The 22,164-nt window shown below is 43.3% G+C and carries 21 protein-coding genes; 1 reads left to right on the top strand and 20 read right to left on the bottom strand.

The window, feature by feature from the left end; all coding sequences use genetic code 11:
• Window positions 1-22: 22 nt before the first annotated feature.
• From ltrA to RH061_RS03025, 5 genes are all read right to left on the bottom strand, one after another.
• Window positions 23-1,282: a group II intron reverse transcriptase/maturase gene (ltrA, locus tag RH061_RS03045; RefSeq protein ID WP_311070432.1), complete on the bottom strand. Its 1,260-nt coding sequence runs from the start codon at window positions 1,280-1,282 to the stop codon at window positions 23-25.
• Window positions 1,283-1,878: 596 nt separating this feature from the next.
• The gene (locus tag RH061_RS03040) at window positions 1,879-3,819 is read right to left on the bottom strand and encodes an ABC transporter permease (protein WP_311073848.1); all 1,941 of its coding nucleotides are present in this window, start codon (window positions 3,817-3,819) and stop codon (window positions 1,879-1,881) included.
• Window positions 3,809-4,570 (bottom strand): ABC transporter ATP-binding protein, encoded by a 762-nt coding sequence (locus tag RH061_RS03035; protein WP_311073846.1) that lies wholly within the window; start codon window positions 4,568-4,570, stop codon window positions 3,809-3,811. Before RH061_RS03035 ends, RH061_RS03040 begins: the two co-directional genes overlap by 11 nt.
• A 99-nt stretch (window positions 4,571-4,669) precedes the next feature.
• On the bottom strand, window positions 4,670-5,671 hold the full coding sequence (locus RH061_RS03030) for a sensor histidine kinase (protein ID WP_311073845.1): 1,002 nt from the start codon (window positions 5,669-5,671) through the stop codon (window positions 4,670-4,672).
• Entirely contained in the window at window positions 5,671-6,360 is a 690-nt protein-coding gene (locus tag RH061_RS03025) for a response regulator (RefSeq protein WP_311076246.1), read from the bottom strand. Before RH061_RS03025 ends, RH061_RS03030 begins: the two co-directional genes overlap by 1 nt.
• A 604-nt stretch (window positions 6,361-6,964) precedes the next feature.
• Here RH061_RS03025 and RH061_RS03020 point away from each other — a divergent pair.
• A complete protein-coding gene (locus RH061_RS03020; RefSeq protein WP_311073843.1) occupies window positions 6,965-7,369 on the top strand; it encodes a hypothetical protein in 405 nt (134 codons plus the stop codon).
• 122 nt (window positions 7,370-7,491) lie between these two features.
• Here RH061_RS03020 and RH061_RS03015 read toward each other — a convergent pair whose 3' ends face one another.
• The 15 genes from RH061_RS03015 to ilvB all read right to left on the bottom strand — a co-directional run bounded on the left by RH061_RS03015 (window position 7,492) and on the right by ilvB (window position 21,961).
• Entirely contained in the window at window positions 7,492-7,986 is a 495-nt protein-coding gene (locus RH061_RS03015) for a CBO0543 family protein (RefSeq protein ID WP_311073841.1), read from the bottom strand.
• 114 nt (window positions 7,987-8,100) lie between these two features.
• Complete coding sequence (gene tatC, locus RH061_RS03010) at window positions 8,101-8,826, bottom strand: twin-arginine translocase subunit TatC (RefSeq protein WP_311073840.1); 726 nt, start codon at window positions 8,824-8,826, stop codon at window positions 8,101-8,103.
• Between the two features lie 61 nt (window positions 8,827-8,887).
• The gene (locus RH061_RS03005; protein WP_311073839.1) at window positions 8,888-9,085 is read right to left on the bottom strand and encodes a twin-arginine translocase TatA/TatE family subunit; all 198 of its coding nucleotides are present in this window, start codon (window positions 9,083-9,085) and stop codon (window positions 8,888-8,890) included.
• 102 nt (window positions 9,086-9,187) lie between these two features.
• Entirely contained in the window at window positions 9,188-10,618 is a 1,431-nt protein-coding gene (locus RH061_RS03000; RefSeq protein ID WP_311073838.1) for an alkaline phosphatase PhoX, read from the bottom strand.
• Between the two features lie 195 nt (window positions 10,619-10,813).
• Entirely contained in the window at window positions 10,814-11,914 is a 1,101-nt protein-coding gene (locus tag RH061_RS02995) for a GGDEF domain-containing protein (RefSeq protein WP_311073837.1), read from the bottom strand.
• A gap of 373 nt (window positions 11,915-12,287) precedes the next feature.
• The gene (locus RH061_RS02990) at window positions 12,288-13,580 is read right to left on the bottom strand and encodes a S8 family peptidase (protein WP_311073835.1); all 1,293 of its coding nucleotides are present in this window, start codon (window positions 13,578-13,580) and stop codon (window positions 12,288-12,290) included.
• Between the two features lie 641 nt (window positions 13,581-14,221).
• On the bottom strand, window positions 14,222-14,407 hold the full coding sequence (locus RH061_RS02985; protein ID WP_311073834.1) for a helix-turn-helix domain-containing protein: 186 nt from the start codon (window positions 14,405-14,407) through the stop codon (window positions 14,222-14,224).
• Between the two features lie 81 nt (window positions 14,408-14,488).
• Entirely contained in the window at window positions 14,489-14,668 is a 180-nt protein-coding gene (locus RH061_RS02980) for an aspartyl-phosphate phosphatase Spo0E family protein (RefSeq protein WP_311073832.1), read from the bottom strand.
• Window positions 14,669-14,879: 211 nt separating this feature from the next.
• The gene (locus RH061_RS02975) at window positions 14,880-15,524 is read right to left on the bottom strand and encodes a response regulator transcription factor (protein ID WP_311073830.1); all 645 of its coding nucleotides are present in this window, start codon (window positions 15,522-15,524) and stop codon (window positions 14,880-14,882) included.
• Window positions 15,517-17,349, bottom strand: a complete 1,833-nt coding sequence (locus tag RH061_RS02970) for a sensor histidine kinase (RefSeq protein WP_311073828.1) — start codon at window positions 17,347-17,349, stop codon at window positions 15,517-15,519. The genes RH061_RS02975 and RH061_RS02970 overlap by 8 nt, the downstream gene beginning before the upstream one ends.
• Before the next feature lie 263 nt (window positions 17,350-17,612).
• Window positions 17,613-17,780, bottom strand: a complete 168-nt coding sequence (locus RH061_RS02965; protein WP_311073826.1) for a hypothetical protein — start codon at window positions 17,778-17,780, stop codon at window positions 17,613-17,615.
• Between the two features lie 113 nt (window positions 17,781-17,893).
• Complete coding sequence (gene ilvA / locus RH061_RS02960; RefSeq protein WP_311073825.1) at window positions 17,894-18,880, bottom strand: threonine ammonia-lyase; 987 nt, start codon at window positions 18,878-18,880, stop codon at window positions 17,894-17,896.
• Window positions 18,881-18,907: 27 nt separating this feature from the next.
• The gene (ilvC, locus tag RH061_RS02955) at window positions 18,908-19,921 is read right to left on the bottom strand and encodes a ketol-acid reductoisomerase (RefSeq protein WP_311073824.1); all 1,014 of its coding nucleotides are present in this window, start codon (window positions 19,919-19,921) and stop codon (window positions 18,908-18,910) included.
• A gap of 28 nt (window positions 19,922-19,949) precedes the next feature.
• Window positions 19,950-20,246, bottom strand: a complete 297-nt coding sequence (gene ilvN / locus RH061_RS02950) for an acetolactate synthase small subunit (RefSeq protein WP_311073823.1) — start codon at window positions 20,244-20,246, stop codon at window positions 19,950-19,952.
• Window positions 20,243-21,961 (bottom strand): acetolactate synthase large subunit, encoded by a 1,719-nt coding sequence (gene ilvB, locus RH061_RS02945; protein WP_311073822.1) that lies wholly within the window; start codon window positions 21,959-21,961, stop codon window positions 20,243-20,245. The genes ilvN and ilvB overlap by 4 nt, the downstream gene beginning before the upstream one ends.
• Between the last annotated feature and the right edge of the window lie 203 nt (window positions 21,962-22,164).

Raw genomic sequence — 22,164 nt, 5'->3', positions numbered from 1 at the left:
CGTTCGGTATACGGCGGTTCAATTAAGTGTGACGTAGAAATTCATATCTTTGATATAGACTTTTGAGCCCTCGATGACTCCAATAAGAGTTATCGAGGGTTTTGTGTAAGATTGGACTTGAGGCAATTCTCCAAAATTTCTTTCTGGAATTTCCCCATTCGTATGCCTTTTGGTCTGGAACGCCAAGACTTTTGAGTTTTCTTACTCTTGTCTTCGGGTTCTTCCATTGTTTCCATTCAATCATACGGAGTCTTCTTCTAATCCACTCATCAAATTCTTTGAATTTACTTGGTGTATCAGCTAATGCAAAATATCCACACCATCCCGTTAGAAATTGATTCAATTTCTCAATTCTAACTTCCATGGGGATTGGTTTAGAACGGGATGTTAACTTTCGTATTTTAGCTTTTAGCCTTTTAACACTTTCGTTGGCTATTCGAACCTTCGGTTTCTTATTAACCGTAAAGCTAAAGCCAAGGAATTTTCGTTTCCACGGGCGGTCAACCGCTGATTTCCCTCTGTTTACTTTGAGCTTTAATTTCTGCTCAATGAAGCATGTAATGGAGTTCATTACTCGTTCTCCAGCTTTCTTCGATTTCATGTAAATATTACAATCATCGGCGTATCGGACAAACTTGTGACCTCTCCTTTCTAGTTCTTTATCAAGCTTATCCAAAAGTATATTCGAAAGAAGAGGGCTCAGGGGACCTCCTTGTGGTGTTCCTTCTTCTGCATCGTAGACTACACCATTTATCATGATTCCTGCTTGGAGATATTTTCGAATTAGCTTCAAGACCAATCGGTCTTGGATTCTGCTTGCCAATATCCCCATCAGCTTGTCATGATTCACTTTGTCAAAGAACTTCTCCAAGTCCATGTCAATCACCCATCTGTAACCTTCACTTATATATCCCCTTGCTTTACGTACAGCGTCATGGCCTCTTCGGCTTGGCCTAAACCCATAACTATGTTCCGAGAAGGTTGGGTCAAAAAGCGGAGTTAAAACTTGGGCGATTGCCTGTTGGATGAAACGATCTATCACGGTAGGTATTCCAAGTAACCTTACTCCACCGTTCGGTTTCGGGATTTCGACTCGACGTACTGGGTTAGGTTGATAGGTACCTTTCCTTAAAGAATCACAAAGGGTGTCCCAGTTCTCATAGAGATGTCTTCGTAGGGATTTTACGGACATTCCATCTATGCCGTGACTCCCTTTGTTCTTCTCCACACGTTTAAGTGCTTCTATTAAGTTTTCCCGTGATAGAATCAGATTCATTAACATGTGATATTTCCTTTCGACGTGAACGTAGAAATCTAATTATGTTATTCCTGCTCCACCCTCATGAAGTCCCCTGTGGATTCACCACTTCCTCCTTCAAGTAAGTCCTTTCGGATTGTCTGCTTCTACACAGGAATTGTATGCCTAGTTCTCGTTCTTCCTAATTGTTCAGTCCTTCCCTTACCGTCTCGAGCCGGTAAAGTACTATGACCTCTGCTGACTTCTGATTGTTCAGCTATCTATTGCTAGATAGGTTACCAAGTGTACTTGGCTTTCCAATCAGACCTCCCCGGGTAAGAGTACAGTCTTTCCCTCCATCTATCTGCTTCATTTACTCTGTACCACCTTCGGCAGTAAGGACTTTGTTTTGTTCTGCAAACTCATCCAATGGTACCTAGCCTTATATGAAGTTCGTGTTCCTCAGACCGGAGGTTTGCCGCTCGCTTCCTTCAGATTCCGCGTCACCGCGGACACCCTTGCGTTAAGCTAACCACTACTACTGCCTTCATGGCTCGGGACTTACACCCTATAGACTGCACCCATGCCGGGCGCACAGAAAAAGCACAGGATACGTTCCTGTGCTTCGGAGTTACTTACATTTAAAGCGATTCCCGAATGACTTTCTTTGAATGCGCCACCGATAGTACAGCAAAGATGGAGTACAGTGCTGTATAAAGTCCCATGACAATCAGCATCGGCCACCATAGTTCAGTGCCGAAGAAGAACCAGCCTGACTTGACGGCAAAATAGCTGTGCAGCAGCCCGATTGCTAGCGGGATGCCGAAGTTGAACGCTTGCTTTGCCTGGATGCCTCTCAGCAAATCGCCCTGGGTGAACCCAAGTTTTCGTAAAATCGTATAATTCGGTTTTTCGTCTTCTGTCTGGTCCATTTGCTTGAAATAAAGAATGCAGCCTGATGTGACAAGGAAGGTCAGTCCTAGGAAACCGACAATGAACATCGTAAGCCCCATCTGTTTCTTTTGGATATTTTCACTGTCCAGGCGTGATTCATTCATATTAGCTTCATGGTATTTATTTTCATTGAACAGGTCATTCGCTCTCTCCGAATCGTCTTCATCCTGAATCTCAATCCCGATATATAGTGAAGAGCCTTTTTGAATTTCAGGGTCCACATCCTTCTTCAGCTTCTCGAAAACAGTCTCATCCACCACGGCTACAGGAGATCCCCCGAAATACCGGGACACCGGATATTCTTTCTCCATTCCAGTATACTGCAGCGGGATGGTGTGATCTTTCCCGATGATCTCAATCGGCCCTGAGTCCTTCATGGAGATGAATTTCATCATGATATCATTGTAGCCTGTCATGTAGGCTTCATCCTTACTGACTTCCTTTTGGCCATCAGACTTTTCGCTGATGACCGACACACTCATGGCTCGCGGGTCCTGTGTGTATCCATCCATTTTCAGCCCAATGATGTCATTTGCGTTCAGTACCGCTTGAAGGACCTCAATCCTTTTTTCGGTAAAATTGATACCCTTCGATTTCAATTCCTCCATAAAATTCGCGGCAGACTTCTCATCCACAAAGGCAAAGTTGTCTGGGACCATACTTTTCGCAGTCTGCTCCGCAGAATAATAAGAGATATAGCTTAGCGACAATAATCCGATCGCCAATGCCGATACCGTCGTGATAATCGTCAACAACAGCGCATTCGACTTCATCCTGAACATGATCGAGGATAGCGAAAGCACCTCATTAATATTCAGATAGCCATCCTTCTTTTTCCGGATGATATTGGCGATGAAGCTGACAGATCCTTTGTAAAACAGATAGGTTCCGAAGATGACCGAAGCTAAAATGAACACCATGGCTGAAAAGAGTTCGTTCACGGACGTGAAGTCCCCTTCGAATAGCATGGAGGATACAAAATAGCCGATTCCAATCAGCCCGATGCCTAGGACACCGATCAGCATCTCCCAGAAAGAGATTTTCTTTACCCGGCCTTCCGTTTTTGATACCACCCTGAATAAGCTCAGGATGCTTTGTCTTTTTATAAAAATGAAGTTCAGCACCAGCAGCAAGACGTAGATCAGTGAAAAAACAATCAGTGTCTGCACCAGGGCTGTGCCGGAAAAATGCAACTTCGCAATCCCGTCGACTTGCGTGAGCTTGAACAGGATCATCATGATCAGCTTGGAGATGGAGAACCCGAGGAAAACGCCTGCCAGCAAAGATCCAAAATATAACAGAAAGTTATCGACACTCAGAATCCGGAAAATCTTGCCCTTCGTCATCCCCACGAGTTGGAATAGACCGATTTCCTTGCTTCTCCTTTTGATAAAAATCGCATTTGCGTAAGTCAGGAAAATGGCGACGATTCCGACAAGCAGGACAGATGCAGCCTTTATCGCAGCCGCCCCTTTGATCGAACCCTTTGTTTCATCCATGGACGGGTCATATTGGAGAGTGACGAATGCGAAGTAAAGCGCGACACTGAACATCAGCGCAAATACATACAAGTAATAGTTTTTCAGGTTCTTTTTCAAATTGCGGAGGATGAGTTGATTAACGCTCATGGTGCACACCGCCCAATACGCTCTGGGTTTTCATGATATCCTTGAAAAACTCCTGTCTCGTCTGGTCGCCTTTGTTCAATTCTGTGTAAATCAGGCCATCCTTGATAAAAATAACCCGGCCGCAATAGCTTGCCGCAACAGGATCGTGAGTGACCATCAGGATTGTCGCCTGCCGTTTTTGGTTCAAGTCACTCAGTTTGTTCAACAAGTCTGACGCCGATTTTGAATCAAGTGCACCCGTCGGTTCATCGGCAAAAATGATACTTGGATCATGGATAAAAGCGCGTGCAGCCGATGTCCGCTGCTTTTGCCCGCCGGAAATTTCATTCGGATACTTATCCTTCAGGTCGATAATACCCAGTTCACTGGCAATCTTTTCGAATCTTTGATTCGCTTCTTTCCTCGGCGTCTTGCTGACCGAGAGCGGTAAAAGGATATTTTCCTTCACCGTCAGTGTGTCGAGCAGATTGTAATCCTGGAACAAGAAGCCCAAATGCTCTTTACGGAATTCAGCCAGCTGCTTCTCCTTCATCCCGGTAATGTCTTTTCCTTCAATCTTGATCGATCCGTTGGACACCCGGTCGATTGAGGAAAGAACATTCAGCAGCGTCGTTTTCCCCGAGCCGGAGGCACCCATGATGCTCACAAACTCTCCTTTGAAAATTTTCAGGTCGAGCCCTTTCAACACTTCCTGTTTATTAAATTTATTTCCATATGTTTTATGAAGTTTAGCAGCTTCCAGTAAAATCATATCCGCACACCCTTTCTTTGATAATTTCATTATAAAATCCTGTCTCTATCCCTTCCTTCGATTCAGCTAACAAATGAGCAAAGGCATGTGACACTTTTGTCACATGCCTGTTATTTCGACAAATTCATTGCTTTTCGGGAAGGTAAGAGTGAACGTGCTTCCCTTGCCTGGTGCTGATTCCACATCAATCCTGATTTTCAGCGGCTGGGCCGCTTTCCTTGCAAGGTATAAGCCCATTCCGGTTGCGGCATGATCCTGATGGTGGGCAGTGGATGTAAATCCTTTTTCAAAAATCCGCGGGAGATCCCTGGAGTCAATCCCTCTTCCCTTATCCGCAATCTTCAGGATCATCTGTCCATCCCGCTGTTCACTTTTAATCTGGACATCAGAAGCATCGCTATATTTCACAGCATTCGTCAACAGCTGCCGTAAAATAAACGCGAGCCATTTGGCATCCGTCATCACCTCGTTGTACTCCAGGTCAATCTCGAAGCCAATCCCTTTTTGGATGCACCATGACTGTAATGTTTTGACCTCTCCGAAGATCACACTCTCCAGATAGGTCTGTTCAATATACAAGTCATTCTCCATGAACGGAATTCGCTTTTGATGCAGCTGCTGGTCCAATAAAAGATGGATGCGCAGCCATTCATAAGTCATTTCCTTTTTCAGCGCCTGATCCTCTAGCCGGTCAATCATCAATCTCAAAGCCGTCAGCGGCGTTTTCACTTCATGAATCCAGGAAAGCAGTTCATCCTTTTCCTCATCCAGCCTGTGCTCACTTTCGGAAACAGTTTTTTTCAGCGCCTCAAAATGATGTGTGATGCTCTCGGCTACCATTCCTTCAAACGGACTGAGCTGCTCCCTTTCTGAAAAATCGGGAAGGTCCTCCGCTTCTTCCAGCTCCTGATAAAACTTCACTTCTTTTTGGTAACGGATCAGGAGAAAAATCAAAAATATAAGTGCTGACAGAAAAACATAATAAAGAGCAGATTGTATAGAAACAGCGGAATCAATATAAGCGATAAAAACGACAAGGAATTGAAGCAGCAAGAATAGCAGAATCCAGCTCCGCCGTTCCCTTAGATAGGTCATGAACATCAGGCCTGTTCCTCTTCAACGGCCATATATCCCTGTCCAATCTTCGTTTCAATTTTACTGCCCAAACCAATCTCATCCAGCTTTTTCCGAAGACGATTAACGTTGACTGTCAGCGTATTGTCGCTGATGAACCGCTTGTCATCCCACAAGCTGTTCATCACCTCATCACGGCTGACAATCTTGTTTTTCTGCTCAATCAGCAGCTTTAAAATAAAGATTTCATTCTTCGTCAATTCAATCCGGCCCATCTCATTTTCAACTGTATTTTTATCATAATCAACCGTCGCCCCGCACCATGTCTTCAACTGGTTCTGTACCGCATTATAATTGTAGGCACGGCGCAAGATCGCCTGGATTTTAGCAATCAGCACCTCAAAGTGGAACGGCTTTTGGACAAAATCATCCGCCCCGAGCTGCATCGACATGACCATATCCGTAGGGTGGTCCCGTGAAGACAGGAAAATAATCGGCACATTCGAATGCGACCGGATCATCCGACACCAATGAAACCCATCAAACCTAGGCAGCTGGATATCGATGATCACCAAGTCAGGCCTCACTCTCGTAAAATCACCCATCACATCCCCAAAATCCGTCACCCCATGCACCTCATACGACCACTGAGTCAACCGCTCCCGAATCTCATGGAACAAGGACGCATCATCCTCAATCAGCAAAAGCTTTAACACCATAACCACCACACTTCCACTTCTATCCTCTCTATTTTAAAGGAAGTATTTTCTATATACCAGAATTAGTAGGGGTGATAGAGGCAGAGAGAGAGTTAGTTAGCTTACTTGCTTCATTGGTGTCCTCTTTTTCTTGTTTCTGGATTTTTTGGGCACCAATCCGCTTCATTGGTGACCTCTATTTCTTGTTTCTGGATTTTTAGGGCACCAATCGGGCTTATTGGTGACCTCTTTTTCTTATTTCTGGATTTTTAGGGCACCAATCGGGCTTATTGGTGACCTCTTTTTCTTGTTTCTGGAGTTTTTGGGCACCAATCAGATTATTGTAATCGAAACTTTTCATCCAAAAAAATAGCCAAATTAATTCCCACAATGTGAACAGCGGCGAAAACAATGTTTTTGCAAATCCTCCAGAGACTTTTTATCCTCGTTACTCACAAAGCCATCCTGATTCTTTTTATTTGCCATTTTGAACACAACCTCTATTTTGAATGATAACGCCTTAATAGTAAGACGGAGAATAAGGTTCCCCTTCCCTCCCAGATAACATTCCAATATGTTACAATACCGAAAAAGGAATCATCCACGAAGGAGGCCGGGCTAAATGGCGTTTATCATTTCCCTAATTTTCATTGTGATTTCAGCATTTATTTCCCTCTTTTTTAAGTATGAACTGGAGCGGATGTTCCTCAGAGGAAAGGAGTTTTTCCCTTTCCACATCTGCAATGTGGTGATTATCTTAATGGTGGCTTTTGCATCCCAAGTCGTTATGACAAGATATGTTTTCGGGCAACAAATTCATATCCTCCGGGACATCCTGATTCTGATCGCCATCATTTTACCTGTTTATATTTCCGGTCACTTAGCCTTTGAAAAATACAAATCCGTCTACCGCAAATTTTCACCTGCCGAGAACGGGAAAGTACTCGTCCTGAACGAAAAGTATATGAAAAAGAAGAAGCGGTTTAAAAGTCTTAAGCATTATAATGCCATGTCCAAGGAAGAATGAATTCTCCCCCTTTCCCGGGAAATATCGACAAAAAGCTGATGAATCCTTCAGGTACCCATTTTAAATTTCGACATTAATTAAAATAAGACAGCGAATCGATTTTCGCTGTCTTAGAAATTTTCTTATGATTTATGAGCAATAAATCCATCGCTATGCCCCCGCTTCACCAGCCATTGAAAAAATCTGTATTGCAAAACGAGGAGATAAATCAGAAATGGGTAAGACAGAGCCGAATACCAAATTTTCCACTCATTATACTTAATAAATCCGAAACGAAAAGATAGCAGCTCAAATGCTACAGCTAGTAAAGCAAAAGTTAGGATGTAAGCTAATCGCCAAATTGCCGGTCTTTCATAAGGAAATAAATTCAAGAGTATGATGCTGGTCGTGGAATATAGAACTACTTGCCCGACTAATGGCGGAATTTGTATTCCTGGCTCATCGAGTACATAGAATTTATATTTTATAGCTAAAATTGAATCAACAAACAACCCAAATAATGCGGCAAATAGTGAAGTTGCATAAATTTCATAGTGTTTCATTTTTTTTGGAATCACATAAGCCACTATTGAAAAAACCAAGCTAGAAATAAGCACAAAAATAGTTTGTGGTTCCAACAGCCAATCCCCCAAAAGAATAGTTATTTCTGCTTATTATTTAAATATCGGTCTTTAACTATTCTCATTCATTGGATAATGTCGGGGGGAACCAAGCTCGAATCATTAGATAACTTATGCAGCTGATAATTCAGATCCCTGTTTTCGTCGGTAAACAATCTTCGATAATATCACACTGCATTCGTACAAAAATAGCAGCGGAATGATGACGAGTATATCTGACAAAAGATCTGGGGGCGTTATGAGAACAGCTGTTACAATCAAGATGAAATAAGAGTACTTTCTCGCCTTTTGCAATCGGTATGGATTCAATACACCCAGACTCGTCAAGAACATGATGACGACAGGCAGCTCGAATAAAAAACCAAAGGGCAGGACCATATGGATTAAAAACCGAAAGTACTTCTCTGTTGTAAAAAACTCCATGAACATGTCTTCTGACAGGGATAGCAGGAATTGAAACACCAGCGGAAAAATGACAAAATATCCGAAGCAAACGCCCGCTATGAAGAGCAGGAATAGTGCCGGTATGTAGGCTACTGTTACTTTTTTCTCTTTTTCTGATAAGGCAGGCCTTACAAAAAGCCAGATTTGATGAGCTGCAATCGGAATCGTACCTGCTAGGGCTATCACAGCTGCAAGCATCAAATACACCCACAAAATATCACTTGGGCCGAGAACGGCTAATTTTATTGATAAATCCTGAACCAGCCAATGGTATATATTTTTCGCATACATCAAAGCCACCATGACAATGAGCATAAAACTACCAACGATGATCATCACCCGTTTCCGCAACTCACTCAAGTGGCCTACTAAATTCATCTGTTTTTCATCCACAAAATCACCTCTAAAAAAAGAAGATGAAAGTATGGTAGCTACCTGCATCTTCTTCAATTTCTTATTGAGTTACACTTCTTTTGTTTTCATCCTCTTTTTTCGACTCGTCATCGGCAACCAATTCACGTGTTGATTTTTTGAACTCTTTTAAAGTCGATCCAAACGCACGGCCGATTTCAGGCAGCTTAGATGGACCAAAAATAATTAAAGCTATGACAAGGACAAGAATCAAACCCGGTATTCCTATATTCTGTAACATTTACAAGACCTCCATTTCACGTGCTCACCAGCAAAACTTCATGATGTTAAAAAAGATGTAAACCATACAAAGTGTTCAGCTTACATCTTTTTTATGAATTTGTTACATTTTTACTCCGTGGCGCTCAAACGCTGCTGCTTCGAGGATGGACATTCCTTGCACCTTGGCTGCCTTTGCCACTTTTTCAGAAACCTGCGGTGCAAGATTGGCTGGTGCAGCAAATGACATTTCCCTTGCACGTGCAGAATTACGGCGCTGGAATGGCCCCCAAATCGCAAACGTTTTGCCAGGGCTTTGAATATTGACGAAAAGCGTATTTCCATCTGGCGAGAAGGTTGGGCCAGCCAATTCAGAACCGCTTAAACGGTTGGCGGCAAAAGGATAAACCTTGCCTTCCGGAGTGATCCCCATTATCCGGTCCTGGCCAGAACCATCTTCTGCATACCAAAGGTCGCCCCAAGGGGTACAGCAAATATTGTCCGGATATTCCATTTGCCTTGCGTCATTTCCCTCATAGAAGAGCTCCAATGTATTCGTGTGAGGGACATAACGATAAACGCGGCCAAGTTTCTTTTCACCCGCAGAGGTGTCATCGAACCAGAAGACCCCTTCCTGGAAGAAGGCTCCCTCAAGTCTGGAGAACACAATGCAATTTTTCGCAGCAGCTTCTTCACGGCACCAATGCGGATCAACTTCCTTCCACACAATTTTAAAAGTTTGTCCTGTTTTAAATGTGCTGGCAGATGGGTCTGCAACCTCCTCAATCGCAGCGGCATACAACTTGCCGCCTTTTTGCAGCGCACCTGGCTTTTGGCTCAAGTCATTCGGGATAAAACGGTACAGGAAGCTCGGGCTCGCATCTTCGGTTAAGTAAACATATCCTGTCGCTGGGTCAATGGCACATGCTTCGTGTGAAAAGCGGCCCATTTCCTTGATTGGCGTTTTGGACATATCGTTTTCAGGCTGTGTTGGATCTACTTCGAATACATATCCATGTCCGTCGGAACGGTTTTCCTCGCAAGTCAGCCAAGTGCCCCAAGGTGTCGCACCGCCTGCGCAATTTCGGATCGTTCCTGAAGACGTTACATATTCTTTGATCACATTACGATTTGCCCCAACAACCAGAGCGGTCGTCCCGCCCTGGGCATTTGCATCATAAGGATTTTTCCCAAAAGCGGGACCGGATGATAACTCATGATTGCGGACAAGGATCGTCGTGTTGTTCTGTCCTTCAAACGCCGCCATTCCATCAAAAGCACCAGGAATCTTGGTTCCGTCTGTCATCAAGTCGCCTTCTCTGGAGATGATTTTGTAATGGAAGCCTCTTGGAAGATCGAGAATGCCATTAGGATCTGGAATCAACTCTCCATACCCGCCAAATCCGCTGGTTGGCTTATTTGCAGAATCCGCTAGGGCTGTGGAACTTAGGCCCATCACTCCAGTGCTGCCAAGAGTAAGGGCAAGCGCGCCCATCCCGCCTGCTTTTAAGAAATCCCTTCTGTTCAAGCCGCTATTCGTATTTTGATCAGTCATACCTCATCTCTCCTCATCCTATGTATTTTTTGAATCTAGTAATAGATTAAATGGAAATTATTAAGAGATAACCAGAGTTTTGTAAAAATTCAGTATAAAGACTGTAAATGAATATAAACCAAACAAAAAGACCCTGTGCAGCAGACTCTCATTAAGAGCCCCTTGCACAGGGTTCATTTTAATAGGCGTTCAATCTTAGGAGATCTTCGCCACTACTGTTTGATTCTTGCCGTTCCTCTTTGCTTCATACAAGCTATCATCTGCAGCTTTGAAGAAGCTTTCCTTTCCGAGACCAGCTACATAGGAACACATTCCGACACTAATCGTGACAGGCTTATGATCCATTTCCGGATGTACGATTTCACTGATATTTGACCGTATACTATCAATTAATTGGTAGGATACATGTTTATTTTTTTCAGTAAAAATCACCGCAAATTCTTCGCCGCCATACCTTGAAACAAAATCATCTGGTGTGACATTCAGCTTTAGCTGTTCACCCACGCGCTTGAGAACAATGTCACCTACCCAGTGACCGAATTGGTCATTCACTTTTTTAAAATTATCAATATCAATAATCGCAAGCTGGAAGGATAAATGGTTCTGATCACTTTGCTCGATCAATCTGTCGAGGTATTCATGAAACGTCTTATGATTGTACAAATCGGTCAGCGCATCCATTTTGCTTGCCTTGTCCATCATAATATTCCGTACCATTAATTCTTCCTGATTTCTTATCGATTCTTCCAGGTGCTTTAGCAAATAATGACCGCGATAAATGATTCCGACGGATATAAACACGAATCCAATGAATATCCCTATGAATGCAAAGATATCCCTTCTCTCAAGTTCTCTGGAAAGAGGCTCATAGAAGAAATAAAGAGACAAGATGGAGATCAAACTCAAAATACCAGTAAAATAAATCTTCTCCTTTTGATAATATAAAGCAGAAATGAGAACGCTGATAATCAGCAAATAATGAATGCCTTGCGCAAAAGGAAAGTTAATGATATAAACGTGGAGAATTGCGAAAATCCCCAGGAGCAGGATATACTCTCCCCATCGCTTGAACATGTAATATAACACATGTGTCAGAGCTAGGATCACGACTGTATAGATTGTCGGTAACAAGACGTTTGAGACCGCTACTCCCATAAAGCCTTCCACATTAAATTGAAATGAGATTAAGGTTCCCATTACGGATAGAAGAATAATGACGATGACCATCCACCATGAAAATTTTAAAATCAACCTGTTCAATCCAGCTATATCGTTCCATTCTTTTTGTTCCTTCATGGGGTCCTCCTTGTATCTGTTAAACCTTAACTTTAACACGAAAATCCTGCTGCAATGGCAACAGGAGACTCTTCTGCTCAAAATGAGTTTCAATCGCTCTATTATTGTTTGCTGCAGTGTCATGATGGTTGCAGGAACGAAGCAAACAGTCAGTGCCTTTCATAAGCAGATGCCTTAGTATGTATGGAACAGAATTTATAGTGATGACGAAATGAATATTTTTCGAGAAATTATAACCTTGAATTCAAGATATCTTTACTTTCATTATATCGGGATTTCAGAGAATAAGTTAACTGAATTCAGAAGATAAATTTTAATAAAAAAAGCCATCCGGATCATTCAATCCGGATGGCTTGCGCATATTTCAGTTTATTTATCTTACACGAGGGAAACCAAAGCCAGAAGCATAGTCATCGCCTGTAGCTGCTCCTGTTCCGCCTTTGATGTCATAAAGCTTCGCACGTCTTTGGATTTCGGCACGCAGCTGTGAGTTGCTCCAATACTTATTCGAAGACCACAGCTTAGCTGCAAGGCCGGAGATATGTGGTGTCGCCATTGATGTACCGCTCATTGTTGTATAGTTTCCATCTACTGCTGTTGAATAAATTCCGCCGCCTGGTGCAGCTACTTCAACGTCCTTTTCCTGGATGTAGTAGTCACCATCAGTATATGGGTTTCCGCGAGAAGAGAAGTCAGAGACTTTATGTGTTCCATTGACGAATGTGTTATCCAATGAAGCTACCGCAATCGCATTTGTTAAAGCGCCAGGATAACCAATCGTGTTGGAGCTTGGGCCACTGTTGCCTGCTGCTGCAACCACTAATGCGCCTTTGCTGTATGCATAGTCAACAGCACTTGCAATCATGGAATCTTTGCCGCTTGAACCTAATGACATCGAGATGACGACTTTGGATCCTGTACGGACGCCTTCATCTGCAGCATGGCGGATTGCCCCTGCGATATCATCTGAATAACCTGAACCATTATCGCCTAATACCTTGTAGCCCCATAGTTCAGCATCAGGTGCTACTCCGTACACTCCTGCTCCATCATAGCCACCATTGGCAACAGCTGTTCCCGCTACATGTGTGCCATGGCCTTGACGGTCAGTACATGATCCATTAACCATGGAAGAGTACGATTGGGTAAAATCTTTACATTGTTCAACATTGTCCGTCAAATCTATGTGATTCCGGTTGATGCCTGTATCAAGGACAGCTACCTTGATGCCATCGCCACCGCTTGTAGATTGGATGTAGTTATCGTTATAAATTGCTTGAATTCCCCAAGGAGTCTGATCAGATGGATAAGATGCCTGGGCAGTGTAATCACCCTTGTTCTTGCCATTCCCCTTTCCATTGTCATTCCCTTCAACGCGAGCATCTATGGTATATTGCTCTACCTGAGAGATCTCAATGTTCTTATTCTTCAATAGAGCCTGATACTGCTTGCTGTTTACTTCTGTTGTGAAACCTTGCTTTCCAAAGTCCCAGCGCTTGCCATACTGTTCTTTCACTTTTGCTTGTTCTGCACTCGGACCCTTAATTAAAACTCGATAAGTATCCTGGCTTTCTTGCACCCCTGCTCCAAAGGCCCCTGTCGCAAACATTGAAACACCCATTGCTAGACTAAGTACTGCAGATCCTAGTATTCTCTTCTTCTTCATTCTATTGCTCCTCTCACCTTTGAAAAATAGTAAAGCATGCCGGCTTGCAGAATTAAGTATATTCTAAATTTTCAGGTATCATCAACCCATAAACAGGTCTTTTAGTTTGGGAAAAATGATCGATAAAAATGGAGGATGAACAGTGATATGGAAGGAGAATTCCATTTGTAATTCCATTTAAAAACTTATTTCTTATAGGAGTTTCACTAACTTTGTTATTTTCTTACCTGCACCCAGAGCCCTCATCAGACCGAGCCCAATACCGTTAATAAGGGGGTTGCATTTGTTTGAACATCATTTTAGAATGGGCTGCCCCTTTTATATCAAGAATTCAAATTCAAGTCGGCTCTTGGTAACTGGTAATTGAGTTTGGGAAAAAGTTAATCAATCTAAGCAAATTGGTAAAATGCAGAGATTAAAACAGGAGAATATAACGGAGCAAGGATGAGTGGGATTTAAAAAATTGCATAAAAAAAACAATCCAGCTTAACGGTTTGCATTGAAAGGATTGTTAGTAACCTTATATTTATTTGTAAAAAAATGCGTTGCGAAATTTAAGGGCTTGAGGACTGAAGGAAAACGATTCACCACTAGAATAGTAAAACAGAGGGACAACCCCTCACCTATACATTGTTGCTCTATTATTCTTTATTCATCTGATAATAATTCAACAATTTTTTGATCGTCGTTCCTCTGACACTTTTACTGCTTTCGATGCGGTTAAGTGTATTCAACTTCAACCCAAGGTCTTCACACACTTTTTCTTGTGTTAAATCCCTCTTAAGCCTTTCCATTCTCAAAATATCGCCCAGACTCTCATGACTCATGTGATGGTCTCAACTCCTTAATTAGCTTTTTCTTATATCCTATAAAACTAAAAGTAGTCAGTCCTGCAGCTCAAGAATGGATCATCCCAGACTTTTACCCCGTTTTTTCCTCAGCAGTTCCATCCCGAACTTTTGTTGCTCTAAAATGTAGACGTCCAATTCCTGACTAAGTTCAATGGTCTTTTTATTCAAGTAACCATTTTCCTTTATGCTAATGATCATTTTTCTGCGAGTTTCTTCAATCAGGTTCTCCTTAGTCATGACGCTGCACACCTCTTTTTCTTCAAAAAATCTTTACACAAACTTAACCTTAACGACATGTATCCTACTCTACTATTATGGTAGAATTAGTCCTTTTTGAATATTGAGTGTTTGTTCTATCTTTCTAGATACTTGATTATAGGCGTGATAGTACTAAGGTTATAGAGTTCATTTTTTTTGCAAAAAAAACTGCCATAAAGGCAGCTTGATGTTAATTCAAATAGGGAACCAGTTTATTTTGCACGGCGTAGATAATGGCTTGAGAGCGGCTGTTCACGTTTAGTTTCTTATAGATTTTGTTCACATGGATTTTTACCGTTTTATCGCTTATGGATAGCTGTGCAGCTATTTCCTTATTGGACTTCCCTCTGACTAATTCATTAAGGACTTCCTTCTCCCTGTTGGTCAATTCATTTTCCTGGTGGGTAAAGTCGCTTTGGATCCTGTGATAGGAAATCAATTTACTTGCCATCTTAGGGTGAATGATGGAGTCCCCTTTGTGGATTTTCCGAATGGCGTCAATGACTTCCATGGAGGAAGCATCCTTCAATAAATATCCATCCGCACCTTCACGGAGGGCCGATTTGAGGTATTCATCATGATCAAACATCGTCAAGATTAGTATTTTACAAGCTGGATGCTTTTCTTTGATCAGCGAAATGAATTCTATCCCATTCTTATCCTGCAGGTTGATATCCAAAACGATCACATCTGGCACAATGGTATCCAATTTCGCTAATAAACCGTCCCCTGAATCTGCTTCTCCTACGAGGAGCAAGTCCTCTTCAACATCCAAAATACTGCGGATCCCATCCCTCAAAACTGTGTGGTCATCCACAATCATAACGTTAATCATACTCTCTCACCCCTTTAATAATGTGTGGTATGCCAAGCCGAATCTCCGTTCCTTTTCCCTCAGCACTGTCAATCTCAAGTTTGGCTCCGAAATCATGCGCGAGCTCGCTCATCGTGAGGATGCCAAAATGAGGTTCCGTCTGTCCTTTTATCAACTTGTCATATAATGAAAAGCCAATTCCATCATCCTTGATTTTGATCATCGTCTGTTCACGGCCATATTTAAGCATGACCTCGATTTTATCTGCCTGTGCATGTTTTACAGAGTTTTGCAGGCTTTCCTGGAAAATATCATAAATCACCTTTTCTACTTGATAGCCTAAAGAGTAAGGCTCGCCCTTCTGGGTAAAAGTGATATTTGCTTCTTTTTCCAACTCTATTTTGTGGATTTTTTCTTCGATCGCCCGCTTCAGCCCATGCTTTTCCACGGGGCATGTTCTTAATGAATAGATGGATTGACGAAGCTCTTTCAGGCTGTCTCTAAGTTTAACTATCCATTGTTCAATCTGTTCATTAGGAAGATTCTCTTTAGCTACACTCATTTTTCGCAGCGAAGATTCCATTTGAAAGACGATGCCTGCCAATGACTGGCCAATGCCATCGTGAATATCGCGCGCGATTCGGCTGCGTTCTTCCACGATCAAAAGTTTTTCATTTTCCAGGATGAGCGATCTCGTTTTCAATGTACTTGCCAGGACATTGGATAATACGGTCAATAAACGAATCTCATCATGGATAAAACCAATTCCACTTACTCTGCCAACAATCAACATCCCAACTTTTTCATTGTCGATAATAAGAGGTGAAAAGATCTGCGAGAGCACCATCTTATTAAAGATACTATTGCTTGGCAGCTTTTCTATTTCCTTTTCGGTCACAACGGTCATTTCAGAAATTTCATCAAGATAGAGTGACATTTCATCACTCAATGTGACCTCGCTTTTTACCTGCCCATCCTTAAGCAAAAGGTTCCAGGCATTATGTTCCTTAACCAGTAATACAAAAGCATTGGCATTGAAGGTTTCGGCAAGAAGGCTTTTCTTTTCACCGAAATCCTTTGTATTGATCCTGTTCAATTCCGTACTAAGGAGGGATAGGGCATCCAATCTCTTTCTTTCTATTCTTGCTTTTGTCAGGATGGAACTGGTCGTGGTGATCCCGATCCAAAGGGTTAGAAAAAGAATAGTCGTAAAATCAATGACGTTCTCAGGAAGATAATTTGTATAGATCTCAAGAAAAGCGAGTAAGACGATAGACAGTTTGGAAATAAACAACTCTTGTAAAGCTTTGCTCTTCCACTCTTTTTTTGTAAAAGGGAAAGGCCGTATGGTAAAGAGGATATCATTCAGGACATTATTGATTAGAAAATAGAACGAAGTAAAAGCATAAATAATCAGAAGGTCTGAGAATGGATCACCTAATGGATATTGGCTAATCCATACCTTGATCAGCCAGTCCGCCCCCACAAGAGATAGCGTATACTGGGCAATGTTGAACACGGTTGAACGAAGAGATCTTTTATGATGGAAAGCTTCAAAAATCAGCACAAACGCAAAGGTGACGGTGGCAGTATAAATACCAAAATAAAGATTCATGATATATAGAATCGGGAATGTCATCGTGCTGAACATTGTGATCGAAAATAACGGGATCGGAAAATACTCCGCAAGCAACATTAATACAATCAGAAGGATCAGCACAATCGGCTTTTCCGGAAAAGGCGCAAAAGGAATCGAATACAAAATAAATGCCCACCCCAGAAGACCAATTAGCACTATATAATAGTCAGATGCCTTTTTTCGAAAAAGAATCTCTTTATCTGTCATACTCTCATCCCCTTCAACCTGAAAAAACCGGAACTGACCAACTAGCCAAATCCCAGCCATGTATACCTTAATTATAGATTACAAGTACTTATATGAAAATTCTATTAATTTTTATAATGAACGGAACTTCATCCCGGTTTCGGTGTTCCGTAACCCTAAATGGAGCAACTACTTCCGAGTCCTTCCTGTGTACTAGCAGGGAAAGGGAAAAAGCAGGTGCCTTTTTTCAGGCACCTGCTTCTGTGTTCTTGCAGCAACTTCATTCATAACCCGCCACAGTTTGGGGAATTCTCTTTATCTCCCGACATATAGTCAGTACCTTCTGTAACGGATTCCAAGCCAGATTCTGTTTGGGTGATTTCCAGCAACTCTTCATTTTGGACACTGTTCATCATTTGGCTATGCTTCTGTTTGTCCTTACGTTCTCTCATCGTTTTTCCTCCAAGAGTTTATTCTGTATTTTCTCCTGGAGGTTGATTCTTATTCGCAACATTCGGCTAGCAGATCGATTCACGGGACGAAACTTTACCAAGAAGACATTTCATTAACCTGTATAGTATAGCCTCATCGTTCGATTGGATAGTTCCTTATAGATCGGAATTTTTACCGGATCGACATTCCCGCCACTGATGATGCATCCTACTTTCTTCCCGTCGACCGGGACCTTTTTGTATAAAATAGAGGCCAATGCTGCGGCGCCTGCTCCTTCGACAAGCATCTTCTCTCTTTCAAGCATGAACATGATGGCATGGGCGATTTCTTCATCGGTTACGGTTACGATTTCGTCTACATACTTTTCGATGATTGGATAGGTTATGATTCCGGGTTCCTTCACCATGATCCCGTCAGCTATCGTGTGGATAGCATGTGGTGACTTCAATTTCTGTCCGGAAAATTTCTGATAGGTGGCAGGCGCCCCAACTGCCTGCACACCAATTACTTTAACGGATGGCTTGATGGCTTTGATGGCGAGTGCCACCCCTGAGATCAGCCCGCCACCACCAATCGGCACAAAAATAACGTCCAGCTGATCATTTTGCTGCAGCATTTCTAACCCAACCGTTCCTTGTCCTGCAATGACCCTCTCATCATCAAATGCATGGACAAAGGTGCTTCCATTCTGGCTCATTTCTTCAGCCGCTTTTTGGTAGGATTCATCGTATGTGTCGCCGACCAGGACAATTTCCGCACCATATCCCTTTGTGGCAGAAGCCTTAGAAAAAGGAGTATGCTTCGGCATATAGATTTTTGATCGGATGCCCCTTAACGAGGATGCCATGGCCACCCCCTGGGCATGATTGCCGGCAGAAGCAGCCAGGATGCCATTTTTCACTTCCTGGTCGGTCAGTGATAAAATTTTGTTCATCGCACCCCTTAGCTTGAAGGATCCCGTTTTCTGCAGGTTTTCAAGTTTCAAATAAACGTCGGCATTACTTAAGTAATTTAAAGTCGTACTTTGCTTCAAAGGAGTCTGGTGCACTTTATCCTTCAGCTTTTCCATCGCTTCCTCGATCTGAACGCTCTTTAACAAATCCCCAATATGCTCACCTCAAAATGATTATTTAACGAGTTCCCTCTTTTGCTTTTGCTGGACGAATGGCATCATTTTTCTCAGCTCTTTCCCAACCTCTTCGATTGGATGCTGCTTTTCCCGGTTATTTATCGCATTGAATTCGGCCCGGTTCGCCTGATTTTCCAGTATCCACCCTTTTGCAAAACGGCCTGATTGTATATCCTCCAATACTTCCTTCATGCGCTCCTTTGTTTCTTCATTAATAACCCGCGGGCCGGATACAAAATCCCCCCACTGAGCTGTATCGGAAATCGAATGCCTCATGCCTTCCAGCCCTTGTTCATACATGAGATCGACGATCAATTTAAGCTCATGCATACACTCAAAATAGGCGACTTCTTTTTGATATCCTGCTTCCACCAGCGTCTCAAACCCCGCTTTAACAAGCGATGTCAAGCCACCGCATAAAACGGCTTGTTCACCGAAAAGGTCGGTTTCCGTTTCTTCCTGAAAATTCGTTTCCAGAACTCCTGCCCTCGCAGCTCCTACCCCTTTCGCATAGGCCAATGCCAGTTCCTTCGCCTGGCCAGTCACATCCTGATGCACCCCAATCAATGCCGGCACTCCTGCTCCTTCTTCAAAGGTTCTCCGTACCAAGTGCCCCGGCCCTTTTGGCGCGACTAAGAACACATCCACATCTTCAGGTGGGACAATTTGATGAAAATGAACATTGAAACCGTGGGCGAATGCAAGTGCCTTTCCGGCAGTTAACGCAGGTTTGATTTCCTTTTCATACACAGCTGGCTGCTTTTCATCAGGCAATAACACCATGACCACATCTGCTGTTTCGCACGCTTCCCTGACCGGCAATACCCTGAATCCATCTTCCTCAGCCTGAGCCCACGATTTTCCCGGACGCAATCCGACAACCACCTGATGCCCGCTGTCCCGTAAATTTTGTGCATGTGCATGTCCCTGTGAACCATAACCAATGACAGCAACTCTCTTCCCTTTTAAAACGCCCTCATTCACATCTGCTTGATAATAGACCTTTACCATTCCAACCTCTCCCTTTTTAAAAAATAGATCAAACCAACAACTGCTTCATCATCGCGAGTTCCCTCTCGATAACCTGTTCGTCTGTTACATCCGTGACAAACAGGACATCAACCTGTTTATTGACCTGCTTCACCAGCTGCAGAAACTTATGGTCATCTTCAACCTCGAGGATGACAGACATTTTAGAAACGTCCTTCAGCTCCGGGTATGCGGACGCAACCGCAAGGCTCTCAATTCTGTACTGATGCTTGTGGAACATGCCCATAAGCCTGGTGAAAATTCCGTTTTGATTATGGACTAATGCTGTGACCATCCGTTTTTTCATGGTTTCACCCCAATCATTTCATGCAGCCCTTTCCCCGGCGCGACCATTGGATAGACCTTTTCTTCAGGATTCACACGGCAATCAATTAGGACTGGCTCGCGGTCTGTTAAAACTTCACTGAAGATCCTCTCTGCTTCGTCTTTACTGCTCACTCGATATGCTTTTATTCCATAAGATTCTGCCAGCTTAAGGAAATCCGGCTGCAAGGCAAAAACGGAATGCGATAACCGTTTTTCATAAAAGGTTTCCTGCCACTGGCGGACCATTCCGAGTGAGCCATTATTGATGATCAACACTTTCACTGGCAAGTTCCATTCTTTTAATAAAATCAGTTCCTGGAGCGTCATTTGAAAGCCGCCATCCCCGACGAGTGAAATGACCGTCGCATCTGGTTTTGCCAGCTGGGCACCAATGGCCGCCGGGAAGCCGAATCCCATTGTTCCAAGTCCTCCCGATGTGACCCAGGAGTTTGGCTGCGAAAAGGAGTAGAATTGGGCAGCCCACATCTGGTGCTGGCCGACATCCGTTGTGACAATCGCCTCACCATCTGTATGCTTGTGCACTAATTCAATTACATGCTGCGGAGGAAGAAATTCTTCACTATCAGAAAACCAGTACGGGTACTCTTGTTTTTTTTTCGCTAATTGGTCCAGCCAAAGGCTTGAATCCGCTCCTTCAACAGGATGACTTAACATCATCTGCAAGACAGCTTTCGCATCTCCCACTATCGGAAAATGCGTCTCGACATTCTTGCCAATTTCCGCCGGATCAATGTCTGCATGGGCAACCCTGGCATTTGGCGCAAAGGACTGCAAATTGCCTGTCAAACGATCATCGAAACGGGCACCGATATTGATCAATAGATCGCACTCATAAAGGGCCATGTTCGCGGTATAGCAGCCGTGCATCCCTGCCATACCCAAAAACAGCGGATGCTGTGCCGGAAATCCACCGAGGCCCAACAAAGTGTGGACGACAGGCAATCGATACTGTTCAGCAAAAGCAAGTAATTCTTCCGATGCTCTAGCATGCAAAACTCCTGCCCCGGCCAAAATGACAGGCTTCCGGGATAATTTAATTGCTTCAAGCAGGTGATCTACCTGTGATGGATCTGGATTGACTCTTGGCCGATATCCTGGCAGGTGGATCTCAGCCTCTGGCAAAAAGGAAGTCTGTAGTGCTGTAAGGTCCTTCGGTATATCGACCAATACAGGGCCCGGACGTCCTGTTGTCGCCAGATGGAAGGCTTCCTTCACGATCCTTGGCAAATCCTCTATCCTTCTCACCTGGTAATTCTGCTTTGTGATTGGTGCTGTCATCCCGACTACATCTGCTTCTTGGAAAGCATCTGTTCCGATAACCTGTGAGGCAACCTGCCCTGTAAAAATGACAAGCGGCAGTGAATCCATCATCGCATCGGCGATTCCTGTCACGACATTGGTTGCGCCTGGTCCCGAGGTAGCGATCACGACTCCGGGCTTTCCGGAAACACGCGCATACCCTTCAGCCGCATGAATCGCTCCTTGTTCATGGCGCGCAAGAACATGCTTGATCGGTGACCGGTACAGAGCATCGTAAATGCCCAAAACAGCTCCTCCGGGATAGCCGAACAATAGCTCTACGCCCTCACTTTTCAGTGCCTGGATGAAGAGATCCGCCCCATTCATGTTCATTACTTCTGCTTCAACAGTTACCATTGGCTCTTTCGCTTCCATCCCCATTTCCTCCTTTTCTTCCTATTGATCAATCAAAGCAAAATAAAAAACCCTTCCCCCTACACAACATCAATCATTGTGCAGGGGTGAAAGGCTTATAGCATTCCACGGTACCACCCTCATTCGCTGCATCTCTTGCAAGACACAGCCTTTAAAGGCAGTTCAGGTCACTTTTTTTAAAAAAAGGATCTGAACTGTCTCTT

The organism is Mesobacillus jeotgali, assembly GCF_031759225.1.
GTDB classification, from domain to species: Bacteria; Bacillota; Bacilli; order Bacillales; family Cytobacillaceae; genus Mesobacillus; species Mesobacillus jeotgali_B.
This window is presented reverse-complemented; position numbering and strand designations above follow the sequence as displayed.